This is a genomic window from Amnibacterium soli (assembly GCF_039544415.1).
Taxonomy (GTDB): domain Bacteria; phylum Actinomycetota; class Actinomycetes; order Actinomycetales; family Microbacteriaceae; genus Amnibacterium; species Amnibacterium soli.
Genome location: NZ_BAABLP010000006.1, coordinates 23,515 through 44,510 on the forward strand (window position 1 = coordinate 23,515; position 20,996 = coordinate 44,510).

Consider the following 20,996-nt stretch of genomic DNA (forward strand, 5'->3'; position numbering starts at 1 on the left):
GACGCGTGAGCGAGTCGCTCCGGACTCCTGCCGCGTCGAGCACCGTGCAGCGGCACGCCTGCGGAGTGCGTTCCGCTGCTGACCCGGACCCGCACCTTGCTCACGCTTCTTGCCGCAGGACCAGCGTCGACGCGGCACGAAGCGTGAGCGAAGAGCCCGTGGCTCAGGCCAGGCGGCGCATCCAGCCGTGGTGATCCTCGACGCGGCCGTACTGGATGCCCGTGAGCTCGTCGCGGAGGCTCATGGTCAGCGCGCCGGGCTCGGCGTCGGGCGCCCCGATCTCGAAGTCGCGCGCCTTGAGGCGGCCGATCGGCGTGATGACCGCCGCGGTACCGCAGGCGAACGCCTCCACGATCTCGCCGGACTCGACGCCCTCGCGCCACTCGGCGATCGAGAAGCGCCGCTCCTCCACCCCGTGGCCGCGCTGCTCCGCGAGCCGGATGACCGACGACCGGGTGATGCCCTCGAGGATCGTGCCGAGCGCGGGGGTGACGATGCGGCCGTCGCGGTACACGAAGAACACGTTCATGCCGCCGAGCTCCTCGACCCAGGTGCGCTCCTCCGAGTCGAGGAACAGCACCTGCTGGCAGCCCTGCTCGTACGCCTCCGCCTGGGGCAGCAGGCTGGCGGCGTAGTTGCCGCCGGTCTTCGCGGCGCCCATGCCGCCGCGGCCGGCCCGCGACCAGTCCTCCGACAGCCAGATCGACACCGGCTCGATCCCGCCCGGGAAGTACGCGCCCGCGGGGGACGCGATGACGTGGAAGTCCACGCCCTGCGCGGGCCGGACGCCGAGGAACGCCTCCGACGCGATCATGAACGGACGGAGGTAGAGGCTCGTCTCGGGGGCGGTCGGCACCCACTCCTGATCGATCTTCACGAGGTGCTCGATCGCGGAGAGGAAGTCGGCCTCCGGCAGCTCGGGCAGCGACAGGCGGCGGGCCGAGCGCTGCAGCCGCTCCGCGTTCGCCTCCGGCCGGAAGGCCCACACGGAGCCGTCCGCCCAGCGGTACGCCTTCAGCCCCTCGAAGATCTCCTGCGCGTAGTGCAGCACGGAGGCGGCGGGGTCGAGCTGTAGCGGCCCGTAGGGCTTCACGACCGCGTCGTGCCAGCCCTGCTGCGCGGACCAGGGGATCGTGACCATGTGGTCGGTGAAGTGCTTGCCGAACCCGGGGTCGGCGAGGATCGCCTCCCGCTCGGCCTCGGCGCGGCGAGCGCTCGACGGCGTGGTGTCGAAGGCGAGGGGGAAGGCGGTCGTGGTGCTCATGAGGCTCCCTGCGGAACGGGCAGTGCGGCGCGGACGGCGGCACCGGTCTCGGCGGTGGTGCGCGGAGCGCCCGACCTGGCGGCGAGGTCGGCGGTCACGGCGGCCGTGACCCTGCCTGCCGCCTCGGGCAGGCCGAGGTGGTCGAGCAGCAGCGCGGTGGAGAGGATGGCCGCCGTCGGATCGGCCTTCCCGGTGCCGGCGATGTCCGGCGCCGAGCCGTGGACCGGCTCGAACATCGAGGGGAAGGCGCCGCTCGGGTTGATGTTCCCCGAGGCCGCGAGACCGATGCCGCCGCTGATCGCGCCGGCCAGATCGGTGAGGATGTCGCCGAAGAGGTTGTCCGTGACGACGACGTCGAACCTAGCAGGGTCGGTCACGAGGAAGATCGTCGCCGCGTCCACGTGGAGGTAGTCGACCGCGACGTCGGGGAACTCCGCCGCGACCGCGTCGACGGTGCGCTTCCAGAGCGATCCGGCGAAGGTGAGCACGTTCGTCTTGTGCACGAGGGTCAGCCGGTTGCGGCGCTCCCCCGCCTTCGCGAACGCGTAGCGGACGACGCGCTCGACGCCGTAGGCGGTGTTGACGCTCACCTCGGTCGCGATCTCCGCCGGGGTGCCGACGCGCAGCGCGCCGCCGTTGCCGACGTACGGCCCCTCGGTGCCCTCGCGGACGACCACGAAGTCGACGTCGCCCGGGTCCCGCAGCGGGCTCTCGACACCCGGCCACAGCACGGTCGGGCGCAGGTTGACGTAGTGGTCGAGCGCGAACCGCAGCTTCAGCAGCAGGCCGCGCTCGATGTTCGCGTCCTTCAGCCGCGGGTCGCCCGGGGTGCCGCCGACCGCGCCGAGCAGGATCGCGTCGTGCTGCGCGATCGCCGCGAGCTCGTCGTCGGGCAGCACGTCGCCGGTGGCGAGGTACCGGGCGGCGCCGAGCGAGAACGCCGTGGTCTCGATCGAGGCCTCGTCGCCGACCGCCGCGGTGAGCACGGACAGCGCCTCCGCGACGACCTCGGGTCCGATGCCGTCGCCGCCGATGACCGCCAGTCGGATGGTTCGCGTCACGGACGACTCCCTCTCGTGCTCGGACTCGTCAGGCTACCCGGGCGGTCGGCCCCGATCCCCCCGCGGGCGTCGCGCGGCCGTGCCCCGCCGGGCGCGGCCGCGCGGTCGCCGTCAGTCGAGGACGCGGTTCGGGTCGCGGATCACGTCGCCGTCGCGGAACGCCATGCGCGGGATGACCCGCCCGCGGAAGAAGGCGCTGCCGCGGCGCCACCAGAGCGCGATGAGCACGAAGCCGACGAGCAGGCCGAGCACGCCGACGACGGCGGTGGCGCCGAGTCCGAAGATCGTGACGGGCTTCCCGGCGTCGTCCGTCAGCCACTCCGGGGTCGCGTACTGCACCAGGCCGTACCCGAGGATCACGAAGAGGAACACGCCGCCGACGAAGGGGAACAGCCCGCGGAACACGAAGTTGCGGGCGCTGGAGCGCAGCGTGCGCCGGTAGAACCAGGCGCACGCGAGGCCGGTGAGCCCGTAGTAGAAGGCGATCATCACGCCGAGCGACTCGACGAGCGCGTTCAGCAGCAGCGGGCTGATCAGCGTGAACAGCAGGAAGAACACGACGGAGGCGATCCCCATCCCGATCGTCGACCACGTCGGCGTCATGAAGCGCGGGTGCATCCGCGCGAACTGCTCGGGCACCGCCTTGTGGACCGCCATCGAGAGGGTGGTGCGGGCCGTCGGCAGGATCGTGGTCTGCGTGCTCGCGGCCGCGGACGTGAGGATGGTGAGCGCGAACAGCACCTGCAGGACCTGCCCGACCGGGCCGCCGCCGAACACCGCGGGCGCCATCGCGCTGAAGACGTCCCCGGCGTTGTCGAGGTTGCCGAGCCCGAGCCCCTTCTCCCCGACGCCCGCGAAGGACACGGTCGCGATGGTGACGAGCAGGTAGGTGACCAGCAGGAGCACGGTCGAGAGCACGGCCGCGCGGCCCGGCGTCTTCTGCGGGTCCCGGGTCTCCTCGTTCACCGCGACCGCGCTGTCCCAGCCCCAGTAGATGAAGATCGCGACGAGCAGGGCGGGCGCGAGCGCCTGGCTGAAGTCGACCGTGAACGGGTTGAACCAGCTCCACGAGAACGGCACGGACGTCGCGACGCCGTCGCCGGTCGCCACGCGGGTCAGGGCGATGCCCGCGAACACGAAGAGCAGCACCATCTCGAACCCGAGCAGCGCGTACTGCAGGCGGGCCGAGATCTCGATGCCGCGGTAGCAGATCCAGGTCATCAGGGCGATCCAGAGCACCCCGAGGATCGTCGACGCCCAGATGTTGTCGCCCAGGGACGCCATGACCTCGGAGAAGCCGGGGATGTGGAAGCCCGCGAAGAAGACGAACGTGTACTGCCCGGCGATGTAGGCGAGGTTCGCCATCACGATGACGTCCGCGACGACGATCGCCCAGCCGCCCATCCAGCCCGCGATGGGCCCGAAGGCCCGGGTGGCCCAGGTGAAGGTCGTGCCGCAGTCCGGGTCGGTCGCGTTCAGCTCCTTGTACGCCTGCGCGATGAGGTACATCGGGATGAAGGCCAGCAGGATCACGCCGGGCGCCTGGGTGCCGACGAACGCGGTGCCGCCGACGACCACGAAGCCCAGGGTCGCAGCCAGGCTGTATGCCGGGGCGGTGGAGGCCGTGGCGACGACGACGCTGCCGAGGAGGCCGATCGCCCCCTTCTTCAGGCCCTTGTCGTTCGCGGCGGCATCCCGCGCGACGGTGGTGATGAGGGGTTCGGACACAGCGCCTCCATCCGGTTCCCGGGCGCGACGTCGAGCCCGGGTTCGATCTGGCGCGAGCCTAGTGCGGCGATGGTTTCCGCACGTTCACGACCTGCGACCGACGAGATCGTCGGTCGCAGACCTCATTCGGCGACGAGATCGATCGCGACGAGGCGCGAGGCGTCGATGCTCGCGCGGATGTCGTCGAGCACCTCCTCCGGCGCCTCCGAGTCGATCGTCAGCACGCTGAGCGCCGTGCCGCCCGCGACGTCGCGCGCGATCTGCATGGCGGCGATGTTCACGCCCGCCTCGCCGAAGGCGGCGCCGTACTGCGCGACGATTCCGGGCCGGTCCGTGTAGGTGAAGACGACGTGGTGGTCCGCCAGCGGCACCTCGACGTCGTAGCCCTCGACCTCGGTGAGCTTCGCGATCTGCTTCGGGCCAGTGAGCGTGCCCGACACGGAGTGGGTCGCGCCGGTGGTCGTCGTGCCCTTCAGGGTGATGACGTTGCGGAAGTCCGCGCTCACCGGGTCCGTGATGAGGCGCACCTGGATGCCCCGCTCCTCCGCGAACAGCGGCGCGTTCACGTAGGAGACGTTCTCGGTGAGCGTGCGCACGAAGAGGCCCTTGAGCGCCGCGAGCTTCAGCACGCTCACGTCGTACTCGGTGAGGTCGCCGCGGACCTCGACGTCGAGCGTCGCGATCGGTCCGGCGGCGAGGGCGGCGAACACCTGGCCGAGGCGCTCCACGAGCGGGATGCCCGGGCGCACGTACGGGTCGATGACGCCGCCGGCGACGTTCACCGCGTCGGGCACCAGCTCGCCGTCGAGGGCGAGGCGCACGCTGCGAGCAACCGCGACGCCGGCCTTCTCCTGCGCCTCGTCGGTGGAGGCGCCGAGGTGCGGCGTGACCTGCAGGTTCGGCTGCGCGATCAGCGCCGGGTTCCTCGGCGGCTCGGCCGTGAACACGTCGAGCGCGGCTCCGGCGATGAGGCCCGCCGCGAGCGCGCGGTCGAGCGCGTCCTCGTCGATGATGCCGCCGCGGCTGGCGTTGACGATCCGCAGCTCCGGCTTCGCGATCGCGAACTCCGGATCCCCGATCAGCCCGGTGGTCTCCGGCGTCTTCGGGATGTGCACCGTGATGAAGTCGGCGGCGCGCATCAGCTCGTCGAGGCTGAGCAGCTGCACGCCGAGCTGCTGGGCGCGGGCGGGCGTCACGTAGGGGTCGTAGGCGACGAGCGTCACGCCGAACGGCGCGAGGCGCTGTGCGACCAGGGTCCCGATGCGCCCCAGGCCGACGATGCCGACCGTCTTCTCGTACAGCTCGACGCCGGTGAAGCGCGACCGCTTCCACTCCCCCGCCTTCAGCGACGCGTGCGCCTCGGGCAGGTGCCGGGCGAGGCCCAGGAGGTGGGCGATCGCGAGCTCGGCGGCGGAGACGATGTTCGACGTCGGGGCGTTGACGACCATGACGCCGGCCTTGGTCGCGGTCGGGATGTCGACGTTGTCGAGGCCGACCCCGGCCCGCGCGACGACCTTCAGCCGGGACGCCGCGGCGATGGCCTCGGCGTCGACCTGCGTCGCGGAGCGCACGAGCAGCGCATCGGCCTCGGCGAGCGCCGCCAGCAGCGCCGCCCGATCGGTGCCGTCGACCTCGCGGACGTCGAAGTCGGGCCCGAGGGCGGCGACGGTGGCGGGCGAGAGCTGCTCGGCGATCAGGACGACGGGCTTGGTCACGGGACGGATCCTCCGGAGTTCATGGCTGCTCCGCCGCCGCTGCGGCGCAGCGGTGCGCTTCGCGGCCCTGAACGGACCGCGCTCCGCGCGCTGGCGCGGGGGCGGACAGCACCCAGGAGCCTATCCATGGGTGTGGACCGGGCGTCCTCGGCGCCGTCACACGGCGCCACGCGGGTCAGGAGGCGGACGCCGCGCGGAAGAGCGGGAGGAGGTCGGCGAACAGCGGGTGGTTCGGCTCGATGCCGGTGACGACCGTCACCGCGCCGTCCGGCTCCTCCTCGCGGAGGATGCGCTGCAGCTCGACGCTCTCCTGGTCCTCCGGCACGTCGAACCGCAGGGCGTCGGCGATGCTGCGCAGCAGGGCGTCGCGCGGCATGCCCCGCTCGGCGAGCTGTGCGGCCGGGCCGATGAAGCGCTCGTCGCGGCTGAGCTTGCGCAGCGGGCCGCGGCCCACGCGCTCGACGGTGTCGGGCAGCTCGGGGTTCGAGAGCCGCGTCACGATCTTCCGGCCGTACGCCGCCTGCTCGGCCTCGTCGAGTCCGAACTTCGCGACGAGCAGCGAGCGGGTCTCGCCGATCGCCGCCTCGACCTCGGCCCGGATGCCCGGGTCCGTGATCGCGTCGGTGATCGAGTGGATGCCCTTCGCGAAGCCGTGGTACGCCGCGGTCGCGTGCCCCGTGTTCACGGTGAAGAGCTTCCGCTCGATGAAGGGGGCGAGGTCGTCGACCCAGTGCACGCCCGTGATCGCGGGCGGCTCCTCGCCGAACGGCGTGCGGTCGATGACCCACTCGAAGAACGGCTCGAGCACGACGTCGAGGCCGGCGTCGGCCGCCTGCGCGGGCACGATGCGGTCGATGGCCGTGTTCGCGAAGGCCGCGACGGCGTCGAGGCGGTCCGCGTCGGCCTCCGGCAGCGCGGCGCGCACCTCCGCCTCGAGCAGGCTGGTCGCGTTGATCGCGTTCTCGCAGGCGAAGACCGCGATGCGGCCTCCGTCGATCGCGTCCTGCCCGATCTCGATGCGGCGCTCGATGCCGCGGGCGATCACCGGCGCGACGAAGGGCAGGATGCGCGGGCCGACCGCGGTGGTCACGACGTCCGCGGTCGAGATCTCGTCGACGAGGCGGGACTCGTCCGTGCGGCTGTTGATCGCACGGAAGTCGGTGACGACGGTGGTCTTCCCGCCCTCGCCGATCTCGGTCACGCGGTAGGAGTCCGCTGCGTCGAGCGCGTCGATCAGGGCGTCCGCCACGTCGGCGAACACCACCTCGTACCCGCTCTCGTGGAGCAGCTCCCCCACGAAGCCGCGACCGATGTTCCCCGCGCCGAAGTGCACCGCTTTCATGGCGCAGACGCTATCGCCTGCGCCGGGGAGAGCCTCGGGTCAGAGCGCGCCGACGACGGAGAGGAAGAAGGCGAGCTGGCTGAGCGACAGCGCCTGGGAGGCGCAGAGCGCGAGCAGCAGCACGAGCGCCAGCACCCCGGGCCGCCTGCGACGCCCGAGGAACACGCCGGCCGCGTACGCGACGACGGGGATCGCGATGCCGATGACCAGCACGATCCAGGCGGTCGCCGTCAGCTGGCGGCCGAGCGAGCCGGCGAACCCCAGCCACACGACGAGGTTGGACACCGCGCCGTAGACCTGCCAGAGGAAGGCGAGCAGGAAGGCGGCGGCGATCGCGATCCGCGCGCCGAGGCGACCGCGGCCCGGGACGACGGCGGCGGTCATGCGACCGCCAGGATCGCGGGCCACGGCACGAGCAGCAGCGCGCCGAGCACCAGGAGGGCGAGCCGGCGGGAGGGCACGCGGACCCGCCAGGCGACGACGGCGTACCAGACGAGGGGCGCGAGCACCGCGAGCACGCGACCGGCGAGGTTCAGCGCGAACGCGACCAGCTCGAGCGGGGTCCCCGCGCCGGTGGTGAGGGAGGCGGCGATCTGCAGCTCGAACGCGCTGCGGATCCAGAACGCCGTCTCGATCACGGCGACGCCGCCGAGCACCCCGAGCACGACGAGGGCGAACCCGCCGCCCGAGGCGCGACCGCCCTCGGTCCGCGCGCCGTCGTCGATCAGCGGCGCCGGCCGCTTCGGCGCCGCCAGGGCGGCGTCGCCGTCCCAGGACAGGGCGTCGTCGTCGCTCGTGTCGGTCATGGCGGACAAGATCCTGCCGTACCGGACGGCCCGCGGTGCGCGGGCTCAGGCGACGGCCGCTGCACGGCGGCCTCGGAGGCGCAGCCCGAGCGCGAAGACGCCGAGCCCGAGCAGCGCGGCCGCCGCCCCGGCGAGCGGCACCGCGGAGGAGCCGGCCGCGAGCGCGGCCCCGCCGACGACCGGTGCCAGGCCGATGCCGATGTACATGGCGGTCGAGTACCAGGACAGCACGATGCCGGCCGCCTCCGGATCGATCGCGACGAGGCGCGCCTGCACCGGCACGACCACGGCGAAGGCGGTCACGCCCCACAGGGCGAACACGGGCAGGTCCAGCAGGTAGGAGGCGGCGCCCGCGGCGAGCAGGAGGAGCACGACGACCTGGCCGACGAGCGCGCCGACGGCGACCGGCGTGCTGCCGCGGCGGTCGGTGAGGCGTCCCGCGAGGGTCGTGCCGACGATCCCGGCGAGCCCGTACACGAGCAGGAGACCGGCGAGCAGCACGCCGCTGCCGCCCGTCGCCGTCGCGGTGACCGCCGAGCTGTAGATGTAGACGATGTTGAAGCTCGCGGTCGCGAGGACCATCGCGATCAGCGCCAGCACGACGCGGCCGTCCGCCAGCGGTGCGAAGCGGGCGACGAGGCCGATCCGCGGCGGCTCGGGCAGGCCGCGCACGACGAGCGCGACGGCGGCGCCGAGCAGGATCGCCAGCGCGGCGAGCACCCCGAGCGCGAGCCGCCAGCCGCCGAGCGAGGCGAGCAGGGTGCCGAGCGGCGAGCCGACCGCGCTGGCCAGCGTGAAGCCGAGCCCGGCGATCGCGAGGGCGCGGCCGCGGAACGCGGTCGGCAGCACCGAGGGCGCGGCGGCGGTCGCGGCGGGGACGAGCACCGCTCCCCCGATGCCGGACACGACGCGGCCGAGCAGGAACGGGCCGAACGAGCCGGCCGTGACGGCGAGCACCGTGCCGAGCCCGACGAGGACGATGCCGCCGGTCAGCACCGCGACCCGCGGCGCCCGGGCCAGCACGATCGAGGCGGCGGGCGCCACGACGGCGACGACCACGGCGTAGGCGCTGATCGAGCCGCCCACGGTCTGCGGCGTGACGCCGAGGTCACGGGCCACCTCCGGCAGCAGCCCGGCGATCACGAAGCCGTTGGTCGCGACGACGAACAGGCAGGCGGCGAGCAGACCGAGCCGGAGGCGCAGGACGCCTGGGATGACGTATCGTTCGATTCCGGTCATACGAAGAGTATGAGGAACGGTTCGATCAATGTCAAACAATCAGCCGGAGTACCCGATCCCGGACCTCGCCGTGATCGAGCTCGTCGACGTGCTCCGCGCGCTCGCCGACCCCATCCGCCTCCAGATCCTCCGGGCGCTGGCCGACGGCGAGCCGCATCCGAAGAGCATGACCGAGTGGGGCTTCGACGTGCAGAAGTCCACGATGTCGCACCACTTCAAGACGATGCGGGAGGCGGGGCTGACGGAGACCCTCGTCGACGGCCGCACCCACGCCATCCGCCTGCGCCGCGCGGCGCTCGACGCGCGCTTCCCGGGCCTCATCGACTCGCTGCTCGCCGCCTGACACGGTCTCAGGATCCGGCGCTCAGGCGTCGGTGATCCGCAGGACGACCTCGCCCGGGCCGTCCTCGCCCCCGACCAGCCGCTCGATCGCCCGGTAGGCGCGGAACTGCAGGCCGTACTTGCGCCGGTGGCCCGCCAGCAGGCGCTCCTGCTCCTCCGGGTCGGTCACCAGCTCGGCGCGGGCGTGGACGACGGGTGCGCCGGGACGGACGCGCCCGCGCACCGAGCACTCGCGCAGCTCGAGCCGCGGGTCGTTCCGGAGCCGCTTCGCCTTGCCGGTCGCGGCGCCGGTGACCACCACCAGCGCGTCGCCGACCGGGGCGACCCACACCGCGGTCGACACCGGCACGCCGGTGCGGCGGAACGTGGTGAGGGAGACGTAGCGGCGGCGACCCGCCGCGAGCAGCCCGGGGCTCATCCCCACACGCTACGCGCGGGCCGCTGCGGTTGGCTGGTGCCGTGATGCAGCCGACCACCGCCGTCCGCGCCGTGATGGCGACCGCCCTCGCCGGGATGGGCGGCCTGCACTTCGTGCCCTCCGCCGGGCGCGGCATGGCGGCGATCGTGCCGCCCGCGATGCGCGACCGGCCGCTCTCGGCGCGACAGCTCGTCCTGCTCACCGGCGCGTGCGAGCTGGCCGGCGCGGCCGGTCTGCTCGTCCCGGCCACGCGCCGCGCGGCCGGGACCGCGCTGCTGGCGTTCTACGTCGCGGTGTTCCCCGCCAACGCGTACGCCGCCCGGCACCCCGACCGCTTCGGCCCGATCGCCGTGCCCTTCTGGCCGAGGCTCGCGGGCCAGGTCGGCATCGCCGCGCTCACCGCGTACGCGGCGTTCGGCGGTCGCGTCAGCCGGTGAAGCGGGCGACGACGGGCGCGAGGTCGCCGGTGCGGATCGCGATCTCCCGCACGTTCCGACCGGGCATCGGAGCCTCGATCATGTTGCCGCCGCCGGAGTAGATGGCCACGTGGTAGTGGTCGCCGCTGCCGTAGAAGAGGAGGTCGCCGGGCTTCGCGTCGCTGCGCGGCAGGAGCAGACCCTTGCGCTGGGCGAGCTGGTACTGCACGTTCACGCCGTGGCCGCCGATGTTCCGGCCGACCGACTGGAACGCGCCCATGGTGAGGCCCGAGCAGTCCCACGAGCTCGGACCGGCGGCGCCGAAGACGTAGGGCTCGCCGATCTGCGCGCGGGCGAAGGCGAGCACTCGAGCGGCGACGGAGGCGTCGGACGGGAGGTCCTCGTACGCCTGCACGTTCGTCGCGTTCGAGCCGGGCGACTGCTTCTCCTCCGCCTTGGCGACGAGCATGCGCGCGGCGTCGGAGGTCTTCTTCGCCTTCTCGTACAGGCGCTTGGCGTCCTGCGCCTCGCTCGCGACGCGGTCGGCGGCGAGCTTCGCCTGCTGCCGCAGGTCGTCGGCCTGGTCCTGGTCGCGCTTCGCGTCGTTCGCCAGCTGGCTGGTGTCCGAGGTGAGCTCGCTCATGCGGCTCAGGTGGTACAGGGTCTCGCTGGCGCCGTTGCCCGAGAGCAGCACGTCCGCGGTCTGGCCGACGGAGCCGCCGGTGCGGGCGAGGTGCGCGGCGACGACCGCGGCGCGGGTCCGCGAGCGGACGGCGATGACGGCGGCGCGATCGGCGGCCGAGTCGACCTCCTCGTACGCCTTCTCGGCCTGCTCGCTCTCGCGCTTCGCCTTCAGGTAGGCCTCATCCGCCTTCTCCGCGGTGCGGCCGGCGTCGTCCGCCTGGACGCGGAGGGTGTGCAGGCACGAGGTGAGGTGCTTGCCGGTCAGGCTGCTGATGTCGCGGCACGAGGCCGCCGACGCGGTCGACGTCGTCAAGCCGGAGGCGGCGACGACGCCGGCGACGGCGGCCGTGAGCGCGATTCCTGCGATGTTCCGGGCTCGAATGGGCACGGGTGCTCCTCCTGGTTCCGCATCGCGCTCACCGTGGGTACGGCGCCTGGACCCGACGGAGCGCACGGAGGACGGAGCCGACGGCGTGCGCAGCGGGAGGCGACGGGGTGGTCGCGATGTCGTGGCCGGCGGGGTGGGGTGGCCGACCGCGGGCGAAGGTAGCAGCGGACGGAACGGGTCGCACACCCTGGGCGTTATCGGAACGTGACGTGCACGCGGCGTGTCGGTCCGGAAAGCACGGGTCCGGATGGGGTAATGCCCAGGAAACCCCGGTCACGACGCGGATTCGAGGGATCCGTGCCGGCCGTGGAAACGGTTCGCGGACGAACCGTTCTCCTTCCGTCGATCGGAAGGGTGGTCAGCCGAAGTGCGCGACCCGTGACACGAGGTCGCCGGTGCGGATCGGCGCCTGGCGGACCGTCGAGCCCGGGTACGGCGCCTCGAGCATGTAGCCGTCGCCCGCGTAGATCGTGACGTGGTACATGTCGCCGCCGCCGTCCGTGTAGAACAGCAGGTCGCCGGGCTTCGCGTCCTTCAGCGGCACCAGGTCGCCCTGACGCGCGGCGAGGTTGTACTGCGCCGTCGCGGAGTGGATGCCGATCGAGACGCCCGCGGAGGCGTACGCGGCGAGCGTCAGCCCCGAGCAGTCGTAGGCGTTCGGCCCCGCGGCGGCGAACACGTACGGCTTGCCGATCTGCGACTGCGCGAAGCGGACCACCTCGGCGCCGACGGACCTGCCTGCGGGGCCGGGATCGGCGTCGGGCAGGCAGGCGGCGACGGGCGAGCTGCCCACGTCGCCGCAGACGCCTGCGGCGCCGCCGGTGCCGTCGCCACCGCCGCCGAGGAGGCCGCGCTGCTCGTCGAGCGCGGCCGTGACCGCCTTCTTGGCGGAGGCGGCCTCCTTCTTGGCCGCGGCGTACGCCTTCTTCGCCGCCTTCGCCTTGTCGGCGGCGTCGGCGGCGCGCGTGGTCGCGACGCCCTGCAGGCGCTCGGCCTCGAGCTGGTCGGCGCGCGCGGCGTCGAACAGCAGCTGGGACTGCACGGACAGCTGCCCCGTCGTCGAGAGGCCGCCGAGCACGCCCTGCGCCGAGCGGCCGTTGAGCAGCAGGTCGAGCGGGAGGGTGCCCATGTTCGTGCGGGCGAGCTGCGCGGCGACCGCGGAGGCGCGGGCGCGGGACGCCTCGGCCTTCTCCTCGGCGTCGTCGGCCGCGGTGCGCGCGTCCTCGAGCTGCTGGTCGGCCGTCTCGGACGCCGCCTGGGCGTCGTTCGACTTCTCGCCGGCCTTCTGGGCCTTCTCGCCCGCGCGCTCCGCGGTGCGCTGCAGCGCGACGATGCGGATCGCGAGGTCCCGCAGGATCTGCGCGGCCGCAGGATCGGTCGGCGTCGCGGTGGGACTCGGGGTGACGGCGGGCTCGTCCGCGAACGCCGCCGGGGACGCTCCTGCGATCAGGGCAGCGGCCAGGATCGCGGCGACCACGCCGCCTGCTCGGGTCCGTGCAGCCATCGCCGGCTCTCCCGCGGGCGCGCTCGGCAGGAGGGATCTGCTCGAGCCTTCGGGGAGCCCGCGTGTTCTCGTCGTCCGGCGGTCGGGTGGCCGCCGGTGCGGCGACCGTAGCAACCGCACCTGGAAACCGCGACACCCCGGGGTACATCCCGGCCCCCGGGGGCGCATCCGCTAGGCGCACCCGTACCCCGGTGCGCGCACACGGGCCCTGGAACGCCGGAAGGCAGGCTCCCCGGTCGGGGAGCCTGCCTTCCGCAGGGGTGGTGCCGGGTCAGCGGGCGACGTCGCCCTCGACGCGGACGGCGCCCGCGCCGGACGCCATCAGCACCGCGTCGTCGGAGACGACTGCGCCGAGGGCCCCGGTGCCGGGTCAGCGGGCGACGTTGCCCTCGGTGTAGTCGTCGTCGCTCTTGCGCCAGGCGAAGAGGGCGCGCAGCTCGCGGCCGGTCTCCTCGATCGGGTGCTGCTCGCCCTTCTTGCGGAGCGCGAGGAACTCCTCGCCGCCGTTGTCCTGGTCGTCGATGAACCGCTTGGCGAAGGCGCCGTTCTGGATGTCGGCGAGGACCGCCTTCATGTTGTCCTTCACGTGCGGGTCGATCACGCGCGGGCCGGAGACGTAGTCGCCGTACTCGGCCGTGTCGCTGACGCTCCAGCGCTGCTTGGCGATGCCGCCCTCCCACATGAGGTCGACGATGAGCTTCAGCTCGTGCAGCACCTCGAAGTAGGCGATCTGCGGCTGGTAGCCGGCCTCGACGAGGGTCTCGAAGCCGTACTGGACGAGCTGCGAGGTGCCGCCGCAGAGCACGGCCTGCTCGCCGAACAGGTCGGTCTCGGTCTCCTCCGTGAAGGTCGTCTTGATGCCGCCGGCGCGGAGGCCGCCGATCGCGCGGGCGTAGGACCAGGCGAGGTCCCAGGCCTTCCCGGTCGCGTCCTGCTCGACGGCGACGATCACGGGCACGCCGCGGCCGGCCTCGAACTCGCGGCGCACGGTGTGGCCCGGGCCCTTCGGGGCGACCATGACGACGTCGACGCCCTTCGGCGCGGTGATGTAGCCGAAGCGGATGTTGAAGCCGTGGCCGAAGAGGATCGCGTCGCCGTCCTGGAGGTTAGGCGCGATGTCGTCGGCGTAGAGGTGGCGCTGCACCTGGTCGGGCGCGAGGATCACGATCAGGTCGGCCCACTTGGCGGCGTCGGCCGGCGTGTGCACGCGGAAGCCCGCGTCCTCCGCCTTCTGGCGGCTCTTCGAGCCCTCCTTGAGGCCGATGACGACCTCGACGCCGGAGTCGCGGAGGTTCAGCGCGTGCGCGTGGCCCTGGCTGCCGTACCCGATGACGGCGACCTTCTTGCCCTGGACGATCGAGAGGTCGGCGTCGGTGTCGTAGACGATGTCGGTCATTGCTGTCTCCTTCTTGGGTGCGCTCAGGAGCGCGGGATGCGTTCGGTGATGGACTTCGGCCCGCGGCCCATGGCGAGCAGACCGGACTGGGCGAGCTCGCGGATGCCGTACTGCTCGAGCATCTTCAGCAGCCCGGCGGTGCGCTGCACGCCCGCGACGAGCTCGATGACGAGCGCCTCCGGGGTGACGTCGACGACCTGGGCGCGGAACAGCTCGACGATCTCGAGCACCTGCGGCCGGGTCGCGGCGTCGACCTTGACCTTCACGAGCACGTGCTCGTGCAGCACGGACTGCTCAGGCTCGAGCTCGACGATCTTGATCACGTTGATCAGCTTGTTGAGCTGCTTCGTGACCTGCTCGAGCGGCAGCTCCTCCACGTCGACGACCACCGTGATGCGGGACAGGCCCTGCACCTCGCTGGAGCCCACGGCGAGCGACTCGATGTTGAAGCCGCGGCGGGCGAACAGCCCGGCGACACGGGTGAGCAGTCCCGGCTTGTCTTCGACGAGCAGGGACAGGACGTGGCGGCTCACCGCTCCTCGGCCCCCGCGATCGCGTCGGCCTCGGACACCGGCTCCACGCCGCCCTCCGGGGCGGGCATCACGAAATCGGGGTCGACGCCGCTGTCCGGCGCCTCGTCGTCCCAGCTCGGCGCGTGGTCGCGGGCGTACTGGACGCCCGAGTTGCTGACGCCCTGCGGCACCATCGGCCACACCATCGCGTCGGCGGACACGACGAAGTCGATGACGACCGGGCGGTCGTTCGTCGCGAGCGCGAGCTCGATCGCCGCGTCGACCTCGTCCTCGCGCTCGACCCGGATGCCGAGGGCGCCGTACGCGTCCGCCAGCTTCACGAAGTCGGGCACGCGAGCGCTGCCGTGGCCGGTGTTCAGGTGCGTGTTCGAGTAGCGGCCGTCGTAGAACAGGGTCTGCCACTGGCGCACCATGCCGAGCGACGAGTTGTTGATCACCGCGACCTTGATCGGGATGTCGTTGATGACGCAGGTCGCGAGCTCCTGGTTCGTCATCTGGAAGCAGCCGTCGCCGTCGATCGCCCAGACCACGCGGTCGGGCTGCGACACCTTCGCGCCCATGGCCGCCGGCACCGCGTACCCCATCGTCCCGGCGCCGCCGGAGTTCAGCCAGGAGCCGGGTCGCTCGTACTTGATGAACTGCGCGGCCCACATCTGGTGCTGGCCGACGCCGGACGCGTAGACCGCCTCCGGACCGGAGATCTCGCCGATGCGCGTGATCACGTGCTGCGGCGAGAGCAGGCCGTCCTTCGTCGGCGTGTAGCCGAGCGGGTACTGCTGCTGGAGGCCGCGGAGCCGCTCCCACCACACCGCGTAGGGCTGAGCCGGCCGGGGGCCGGCGTCGCGGACGGCCGCGGCGAGGTCGGTCAGGACCTCCTTGGCGTCGCCGACGATCGGCACCTCGGCGGTGCGGATCTTGCCGATCTCCGCGGGGTCGATGTCGATGTGCACGACCTTGGCGTCGGGCGCGAACAGCGAGGCCTTGCCCGTGACGCGGTCGTCGAAGCGGGCGCCGACGGAGACGAGCAGGTCGGACTCCTGCAGCGCGAGCACCGCCGGCACCGTGCCGTGCATGCCCGGCATGCCGAGGTTCGACGGGTGGCTGTCGGGGAACGCGCCGCGGGCCATGAGCGTGGTCACGACGGGTGCGCCGGTCAGATCCGCGACGGCCAGCAGCTCGGCGCTCGCGCCGGAGCGCACGACGCCGCCGCCGACGTAGAGCACGGGGCGCTTCGCGGCCGCGAGCAGCTGTGCGGCGGCCTGCACCTGCTTGCCGTGCACCTTCGCGATCGGCCGGTAGCCGGGCAGGTCGAGCTTGACCGGCCAGACGAACGGCGCGGTCTCCTGCTGCGCGTCCTTCGTGATGTCGACGAGCACCGGGCCGGGGCGGCCGGTGGAGGCGATGTGGTACGCCGACGCGATGGCCGTCGGGATGTCCGCCGCCTGCTTCACGAGGAAGGAGTGCTTCGTGATCGGCATGGTGATGCCGACGATGTCCGCCTCCTGGAACGCGTCCGTGCCCATCAGCGTCGAGAACACCTGTCCGGTGATCGCGAGCATCGGCACGGAGTCCATGTAGGCGTCCGCGATCGCGGTCACGAGGTTCGTCGCACCGGGACCGGAGGTCGCGATCGCGACGCCGACCCGGCCGGACGCCGCGGCGTAGCCCTCGGCCGCGTGGCCGGCGCCCTGCTCGTGGCGGACCAGGATGTGGCGCAGCTTCTCGGCCGAGAGCAGGGGGTCGTAGACCGGCAGGATCGCGCCGCCCGGCAGGCCGAAGACGTCGGTGACGCCGAGCAGCTCGAGCGTGCGGACGACCGCCTCGGCGCCCGTGATCAGCTCGGGCTCAGGACCGCGGGTCGGGTGCTGGTCGCCGCCTGCGGCGCGTGCGGGCGGCCGCACGGCCGACGGCAGCGGGGTGGTCGGTGAGGACATCGGGTTCCCTTGACGAGAGTCGGTTCAGCCCGTGCGGCGCTCAGCCGGTGACGGCACCGACGGCGGCGGACTGCACGAGCTTCGAGTACTTGGCGAGCACGCCCCTGGTGTACCGGGGAGGCAGCGGCGCCCAGCCGGCTCGGCGGGCTTCGAGTTCTGCCGGATCGACGAGTACGTCGAGCGTGCGGGCCGCGATGTCGACCCGTATCGGGTCGCCGTCGCGCAGGAAGGCGATCGGACCTGCGTCCACCGCTTCCGGAGCGATGTGGCCGATGCACAGGCCGGTTGTGCCGCCCGAGAATCTGCCGTCGGTGAGCAACAGTACATCCTTGCCGAGCCCGGCCCCCTTGATGGCGGCGGTGATGGCCAGCATCTCGCGCATGCCGGGGCCGCCCTTGGGGCCCTCGTAGCGGATCACGACGACGTCGCCGGCGTGGATCTCCCCGTTCGTCAGCGCGTCCATGGCGCCGCGCTCGCGCTCGAACACGCGCGCGGGGCCCTCGAAGACGGCGGCGTCGAAGCCGGCCGTCTTGACGACCGCGCCCTCCGGGGCGAGCGAGCCCTGGAGGATCGTGAGGCCGCCGGTCTCGTGGATCGGGTTGTCCAGCGTGCGCAGCACGGTGCCGTCGAGCGGCGCGATGTCCATCTCGGCGAGGTTCTCCGCGACGGTCTTCCCGGTCACCGTCAACACGTCGCCGTGCAGCAGCCCCGCCTCGAGCAGCGCCTTCATCACGACGGGCACGCCGCCGACGCGGTCGACGTCGTTCATCACGAAGCGGCCGAACGGCTTGAGGTCGCCGATGTGCGGCACGCGCGAGCCGATGCGGTTGAAGTCGTCGAGGGAGAGCTCGACCTCCGCCTCGTGCGCGATCGCGAGCAGGTGCAGGACGACGTTCGTGGAGCCGCCGAACGCCATCGCGACGGCGATCGCGTTCTCGAACGCCTCCTTGGTCAGGATGTCTCGGGCCGTGATGCCGAGCCGGAGCAGATTCACGACGGCCTCGCCCGACCGGTGGGCGAGGTAGTCGCGGCGGCGGTCCGCGCTGGGCGGGGCGGCCGAGCCGGGCAGCGCCATGCCGAGCGCCTCGGCGACGGACGCCATCGTGTTCGCGGTGTACATGCCGCCGCAGGAGCCCTCGCCGGGCGCGAAGGCGCACTCGATGCGCTTCGCGTCGGCCTCGGACATCTTCCCGGCCTTGACCGCACCGACCGCCTCGAAGGAGTCGATGATCGTGATGTCCTTCTCCGTGCCGTCGGAGAGCTTCACCCAGCCCGGGGCGATCGAGCCGGAGTAGACGAAGACGCTGGCGAGGTCGAGTCGCGCGGCGGCCATGAGCATGCCGGGCAGCGACTTGTCGCAGCCGGCGAGCAGCACGGAGCCGTCGAGGCGCTCGGCCTGCATGACGGTCTCGACGCTGTCGGCGATGACCTCGCGGCTGACGAGGGAGAAGTGCATGCCCTCGTGGCCCATGGAGATGCCGTCCGAGACGCTGACCGTGCCGAACTGCAGCGGGTAGCCGCCGCCGGAGTGCACCCCCTCCTTCGCCGCCTGCGCGAGGCGGTCGAGGGACAGGTTGCAGGGCGTGATCTCGTTCCAGGACGAGGCGATGCCGATCTGCGGCTTGTGCCAGTCGGCGTCGCCCATGCCGACGGCGCGGAGCATGCCGCGCGAGGTCATGGCCTCGATGCCGTCGGTGACGACCCGCGAGCGAGGCTTCACGTCGATGTCGGCACCGGTTCCGGGCGTTTCCAGCATGGCTGAAGTTTATGGCCCGGGATCGGATCCTCCGCGGCCAGGAGGATCGACGCCGGTGCGGCCCGTCCAGGGCCGCACCGCATCACCGCTGCGCCGCAGAAGCGGCCGCGGAGCCGTCAGCGCTGCAGGTCGGCGCCGAAGTGGTTGGTCAGGTGGGCGCCGGTGCCGATCAGCTGCTCGCGGAGGGTGCCGGTCGAGGGCTCCTCCGGCAGGCGGCCGCGGCGTCGCAGCTCGGGGACGACCCAGCGGGCGAAGTCCTCGAGGTCCGTCGGGGCGAAGATCGGTTCGAGCAGGAAGCCGTCGAGGTCCGTCTCGTCCATCAGGTGCTCGAGCTCGTCGGCCACCTCGGCGACCGAGCCGGTGACCTGGAACCCGCGCGTGCCGCGGCCCTTCAGCTGATCGAGGATCTCGCGCACCGTCGGGGCGGGCGAGCCGTCCTTCGGCAGGAACCGGTCGATGTTGCTCTGGCCGAGCTGGCCGACCTTCCCGTCGTCGGCGAGCTGCTCGAGCGAGCGGTCCGGGTCGAGCGACAGCAGGTCGATGCCCGTGTTGCCGGAGTAGAGGACGTTCACGACCTCGTCGGTCTGCAGCGCGTCGAACTCCGCGCGCTGCGCGACCGCGGCCTCGTGCGTCTCCCCCACCGTGACGGTGACGCCGACCATGATGCGGATCGAGTCGGGGTCGCGGCCCTCCGCGGCGGCCCGCGCTCGGATGTCCGCCACGTTGGCCTTCGTCGCGGCGACGGTCGTGCCCTGCACGAACACGCACTCCGCGTTGTGCGCCGCGTACGCGCGGCCTCGGGCCGAGGTGCCGGCCTGGAACAGCACCGGGGTGCGCTGCGGGGAGGGGGTCGTGGCGTACCAGCCGCCGGACCGGTAGTACTCCCCCGAGTACTCGATCTCGTGGACCTTGTCCGGGTCCGCGTACCGGACCGCCTCGCGGTCCTCCTCCACGGCGTCCGCGTCCCACGCCGTCTGCCAGAAGCGGAGCGCGAGCTCGAGGTACTCGTCGGCCTGGTCGTAGCGGTCGTCGTGCTTGCGCATCTCGTCGTGGCCGAAGAGCCGCGCGATGGTGTCCTGCGACGAGCCGGTGACGATGTTCCAGCCGATGCGACCGCCGGTCAGGTGGTCGAGCGTCGAGAAGGTGCGGGCCGTCTGCACCGGGTGGTCGAGCCCGGTGCCCGAGGTGAAGACGAACCCGAGGCGCTTCGTCTCGTACGCGAGCACGGGGATGAGGTAGCTCGGGTCGATGCCCGGGAAGTTGATGCCGCCCGTGACCGACAGCGGGTGCAGCCTGCCCTGCACCGTCGGGTAGCCGTACCCGCCCGCGAAGAACAGGAAGTCGAACCCCGCGTCGTCGAGCAGCTTCGCCACCTCGACCCAGTACTTCGGGTCCCGGTACTCGATCGACCGGCTGCGCGGGTGCGGCCAGCTGAGCGTGCCGCCCACCTGCACGGCCGCCACCTCGAACACCCCGAGTCGCATGCGCTTCGTCATCGTTCCTCCTTCTCGTCGCGTCGCCGGTGCGCGGGGCATCGCCCGGTCCGCGGGCGGACCGGACGACGCCGTCGCTACCGGGCGACGTGGTCCTGGTGCTCGCCGAGCCCACGGGCGATGCGGTCGGCCAGCGCGGCTCGGGCGGCCTCGACGTCCACCCCGACCGCGATGCGCACGGCGCCCGCCCCGTCGACCCGGCGGACGGCGCCCTCCGGGCCGTCGGAGCCGTCCGACACCCGCACGGCGACCGGCGCCTCGAAGGCGAACAGGTCCGGCTCGAGCAGCGCGAGCGCCGTCAGCGGGTCGTGCGGCACCTCGAAGTCCTCGTCCCAGCGCCGCATCCAGGCGCGCATCTCCGTCGCGAGCACCGCGCCGAGGGCGCCGCACGCGGCGAACCGCGGGATCTCCGCCTCCCCGAACCGCACCTGCCGCGTCACGTCGACGCCGACCGCGGTGACCGGCAGCCCGGACTCGAGCACGCGCTTCGCCGCGACGGCGTCCGATGCGAGGTTGTGCTCCGCCGTCGTCGAATCCGTCCAGTCCCCGCCCATGAGCGTGATGCCGTCGAACCGGGCGCCGGCGTCGAGCGCCCCGGCGACCGAGGTGAGCGGACCGATCGCCAGCAGGTGGGCGCCCGCCGCGCGCTCGACGAGCAGCCGCACGCCGGGCGACGGCGCCTCCTCCTCCACCGTGCTCGGAAGGATCGGGAGGCGGTCGTAGGCGGCGCCCTCGATACCCGCCCACCACACGTCCCTGCCCGACGCGGTCTCCTGCTCGCCGGGCGCGACCTCGACCGCCCGGCCGGTCAGCTCCGCCATCCGCAGCACGATCCGCGCGCGCAGCGCCGTGTCGCCGTAGGTGGTGCAGACCCCGCGGAGCTCCACCTCCGGCGAGCCCCACAGCAGGGCGAGCGCGAGCTCGTCGTCGACGTCCGAACCGAGGTCGCTGTCGAGCAGGAGCGGCAGGGACACGGG

General features: G+C 72.7%; 19 protein-coding genes. 2 read left to right on the forward strand and 17 right to left on the reverse strand.

Annotation, left to right across the window (positions count from 1 at the left end; genetic code table 11):
* Positions 1 to 163: 163 nt before the first annotated feature.
* The 8 genes from ABEA53_RS13310 to ABEA53_RS13345 all read right to left on the reverse strand — a co-directional run bounded on the left by ABEA53_RS13310 (position 164) and on the right by ABEA53_RS13345 (position 9,155).
* Positions 164 to 1,264, reverse strand: coding sequence for a branched-chain amino acid aminotransferase (locus tag ABEA53_RS13310; protein WP_345481731.1), 1,101 nt, complete (start codon positions 1,262 to 1,264; stop codon positions 164 to 166).
* Complete coding sequence (locus ABEA53_RS13315) at positions 1,261 to 2,325, reverse strand: 3-isopropylmalate dehydrogenase (RefSeq protein ID WP_345481732.1); 1,065 nt, start codon at positions 2,323 to 2,325, stop codon at positions 1,261 to 1,263. Before ABEA53_RS13315 ends, ABEA53_RS13310 begins: the two co-directional genes overlap by 4 nt.
* A gap of 111 nt (positions 2,326 to 2,436) precedes the next feature.
* On the reverse strand, positions 2,437 to 4,053 hold the full coding sequence (locus ABEA53_RS13320) for an APC family permease (RefSeq protein WP_345481733.1): 1,617 nt from the start codon (positions 4,051 to 4,053) through the stop codon (positions 2,437 to 2,439).
* A gap of 122 nt (positions 4,054 to 4,175) precedes the next feature.
* A complete protein-coding gene (gene serA / locus ABEA53_RS13325; RefSeq protein WP_345481734.1) occupies positions 4,176 to 5,768 on the reverse strand; it encodes a phosphoglycerate dehydrogenase in 1,593 nt (530 codons plus the stop codon).
* Positions 5,769 to 5,943: 175 nt separating this feature from the next.
* Positions 5,944 to 7,110: a mannitol-1-phosphate 5-dehydrogenase gene (locus ABEA53_RS13330; RefSeq protein WP_345481735.1), complete on the reverse strand. Its 1,167-nt coding sequence runs from the start codon at positions 7,108 to 7,110 to the stop codon at positions 5,944 to 5,946.
* A gap of 39 nt (positions 7,111 to 7,149) precedes the next feature.
* Positions 7,150 to 7,494: a hypothetical protein gene (locus ABEA53_RS13335; RefSeq protein ID WP_345481736.1), complete on the reverse strand. Its 345-nt coding sequence runs from the start codon at positions 7,492 to 7,494 to the stop codon at positions 7,150 to 7,152.
* Positions 7,491 to 7,916: a hypothetical protein gene (locus tag ABEA53_RS13340; RefSeq protein WP_345481737.1), complete on the reverse strand. Its 426-nt coding sequence runs from the start codon at positions 7,914 to 7,916 to the stop codon at positions 7,491 to 7,493. The genes ABEA53_RS13335 and ABEA53_RS13340 overlap by 4 nt, the downstream gene beginning before the upstream one ends.
* 45 nt (positions 7,917 to 7,961) lie before the next feature.
* Positions 7,962 to 9,155 (reverse strand): MFS transporter, encoded by a 1,194-nt coding sequence (locus tag ABEA53_RS13345; RefSeq protein ID WP_345481739.1) that lies wholly within the window; start codon positions 9,153 to 9,155, stop codon positions 7,962 to 7,964.
* A 28-nt stretch (positions 9,156 to 9,183) separates the two neighbouring features.
* On the opposite strand from ABEA53_RS13345, the gene ABEA53_RS13350 reads away from it, so the two are divergent.
* Positions 9,184 to 9,498, forward strand: coding sequence for an ArsR/SmtB family transcription factor (locus tag ABEA53_RS13350; RefSeq protein ID WP_345481740.1), 315 nt, complete (start codon positions 9,184 to 9,186; stop codon positions 9,496 to 9,498).
* Between the two features lie 21 nt (positions 9,499 to 9,519).
* Here the strand turns inward: ABEA53_RS13350 and ABEA53_RS13355 are convergent, their stop codons facing one another.
* A complete protein-coding gene (locus tag ABEA53_RS13355; RefSeq protein ID WP_345481741.1) occupies positions 9,520 to 9,915 on the reverse strand; it encodes a PPOX class F420-dependent oxidoreductase in 396 nt (131 codons plus the stop codon).
* Between the two features lie 44 nt (positions 9,916 to 9,959).
* Between ABEA53_RS13355 and ABEA53_RS13360 the strand changes: the two genes are divergently transcribed.
* Positions 9,960 to 10,352, forward strand: coding sequence for a DoxX family protein (locus ABEA53_RS13360; RefSeq protein WP_345482095.1), 393 nt, complete (start codon positions 9,960 to 9,962; stop codon positions 10,350 to 10,352).
* Here ABEA53_RS13360 and ABEA53_RS13365 read toward each other — a convergent pair.
* The 8 genes from ABEA53_RS13365 to ABEA53_RS13400 all read right to left on the reverse strand — a co-directional run bounded on the left by ABEA53_RS13365 (position 10,342) and on the right by ABEA53_RS13400 (position 20,993).
* The gene (locus ABEA53_RS13365) at positions 10,342 to 11,403 is read right to left on the reverse strand and encodes a C40 family peptidase (protein WP_345481742.1); all 1,062 of its coding nucleotides are present in this window, start codon (positions 11,401 to 11,403) and stop codon (positions 10,342 to 10,344) included. The two genes, ABEA53_RS13360 and ABEA53_RS13365, sit on opposite strands and share 11 nt — an antisense overlap.
* Positions 11,404 to 11,761: 358 nt before the next feature.
* Positions 11,762 to 12,880 carry a C40 family peptidase gene (locus tag ABEA53_RS13370; RefSeq protein ID WP_345481743.1) on the reverse strand — a complete coding sequence of 373 codons (1,119 nt, stop codon included), beginning with the start codon at positions 12,878 to 12,880 and terminating at the stop codon, positions 11,762 to 11,764.
* Between the two features lie 397 nt (positions 12,881 to 13,277).
* A complete protein-coding gene (gene ilvC, locus ABEA53_RS13375; protein ID WP_345481745.1) occupies positions 13,278 to 14,303 on the reverse strand; it encodes a ketol-acid reductoisomerase in 1,026 nt (341 codons plus the stop codon).
* A 23-nt stretch (positions 14,304 to 14,326) separates the two neighbouring features.
* A complete protein-coding gene (gene ilvN / locus ABEA53_RS13380; protein ID WP_345481746.1) occupies positions 14,327 to 14,836 on the reverse strand; it encodes an acetolactate synthase small subunit in 510 nt (169 codons plus the stop codon).
* Entirely contained in the window at positions 14,833 to 16,770 is a 1,938-nt protein-coding gene (locus ABEA53_RS13385) for an acetolactate synthase large subunit (RefSeq protein WP_345481747.1), read from the reverse strand. Before ABEA53_RS13385 ends, ilvN begins: the two co-directional genes overlap by 4 nt.
* 40 nt (positions 16,771 to 16,810) lie before the next feature.
* Complete coding sequence (ilvD, locus tag ABEA53_RS13390) at positions 16,811 to 18,526, reverse strand: dihydroxy-acid dehydratase (protein WP_345481748.1); 1,716 nt, start codon at positions 18,524 to 18,526, stop codon at positions 16,811 to 16,813.
* A gap of 116 nt (positions 18,527 to 18,642) precedes the next feature.
* Positions 18,643 to 20,022, reverse strand: a complete 1,380-nt coding sequence (locus ABEA53_RS13395) for an NtaA/DmoA family FMN-dependent monooxygenase (protein ID WP_345481749.1) — start codon at positions 20,020 to 20,022, stop codon at positions 18,643 to 18,645.
* A gap of 74 nt (positions 20,023 to 20,096) precedes the next feature.
* The gene (locus ABEA53_RS13400; protein WP_345481750.1) at positions 20,097 to 20,993 is read right to left on the reverse strand and encodes a nucleoside hydrolase; all 897 of its coding nucleotides are present in this window, start codon (positions 20,991 to 20,993) and stop codon (positions 20,097 to 20,099) included.
* Positions 20,994 to 20,996 lie beyond the last annotated feature (3 nt).

Coding starts and splice junctions, on each gene's coding strand:
- ABEA53_RS13330 (WP_345481735.1), bottom strand. CDS start 7,110: ATGAAAGCGGTGCACTTCGGCGCGGGGAACATCGGTCGCGGCTTCGTG.
- ABEA53_RS13395 (WP_345481749.1), bottom strand. CDS start 20,022: ATGACGAAGCGCATGCGACTCGGGGTGTTCGAGGTGGCGGCCGTGCAG.
- ilvD (WP_345481748.1), bottom strand. CDS start 18,526: ATGCTGGAAACGCCCGGAACCGGTGCCGACATCGACGTGAAGCCTCGC.
- ABEA53_RS13385 (WP_345481747.1), bottom strand. CDS start 16,770: ATGTCCTCACCGACCACCCCGCTGCCGTCGGCCGTGCGGCCGCCCGCA.
- ABEA53_RS13350 (WP_345481740.1), top strand. CDS start 9,184: ATGTCAAACAATCAGCCGGAGTACCCGATCCCGGACCTCGCCGTGATC.
- ilvC (WP_345481745.1), bottom strand. CDS start 14,303: ATGACCGACATCGTCTACGACACCGACGCCGACCTCTCGATCGTCCAG.
- ABEA53_RS13355 (WP_345481741.1), bottom strand. CDS start 9,915: ATGAGCCCCGGGCTGCTCGCGGCGGGTCGCCGCCGCTACGTCTCCCTC.
- ABEA53_RS13345 (WP_345481739.1), bottom strand. CDS start 9,155: ATGACCGGAATCGAACGATACGTCATCCCAGGCGTCCTGCGCCTCCGG.
- ABEA53_RS13310 (WP_345481731.1), bottom strand. CDS start 1,264: ATGAGCACCACGACCGCCTTCCCCCTCGCCTTCGACACCACGCCGTCG.
- ABEA53_RS13335 (WP_345481736.1), bottom strand. CDS start 7,494: ATGACCGCCGCCGTCGTCCCGGGCCGCGGTCGCCTCGGCGCGCGGATC.
- ABEA53_RS13340 (WP_345481737.1), bottom strand. CDS start 7,916: ATGACCGACACGAGCGACGACGACGCCCTGTCCTGGGACGGCGACGCC.
- ABEA53_RS13360 (WP_345482095.1), top strand. CDS start 9,960: ATGCAGCCGACCACCGCCGTCCGCGCCGTGATGGCGACCGCCCTCGCC.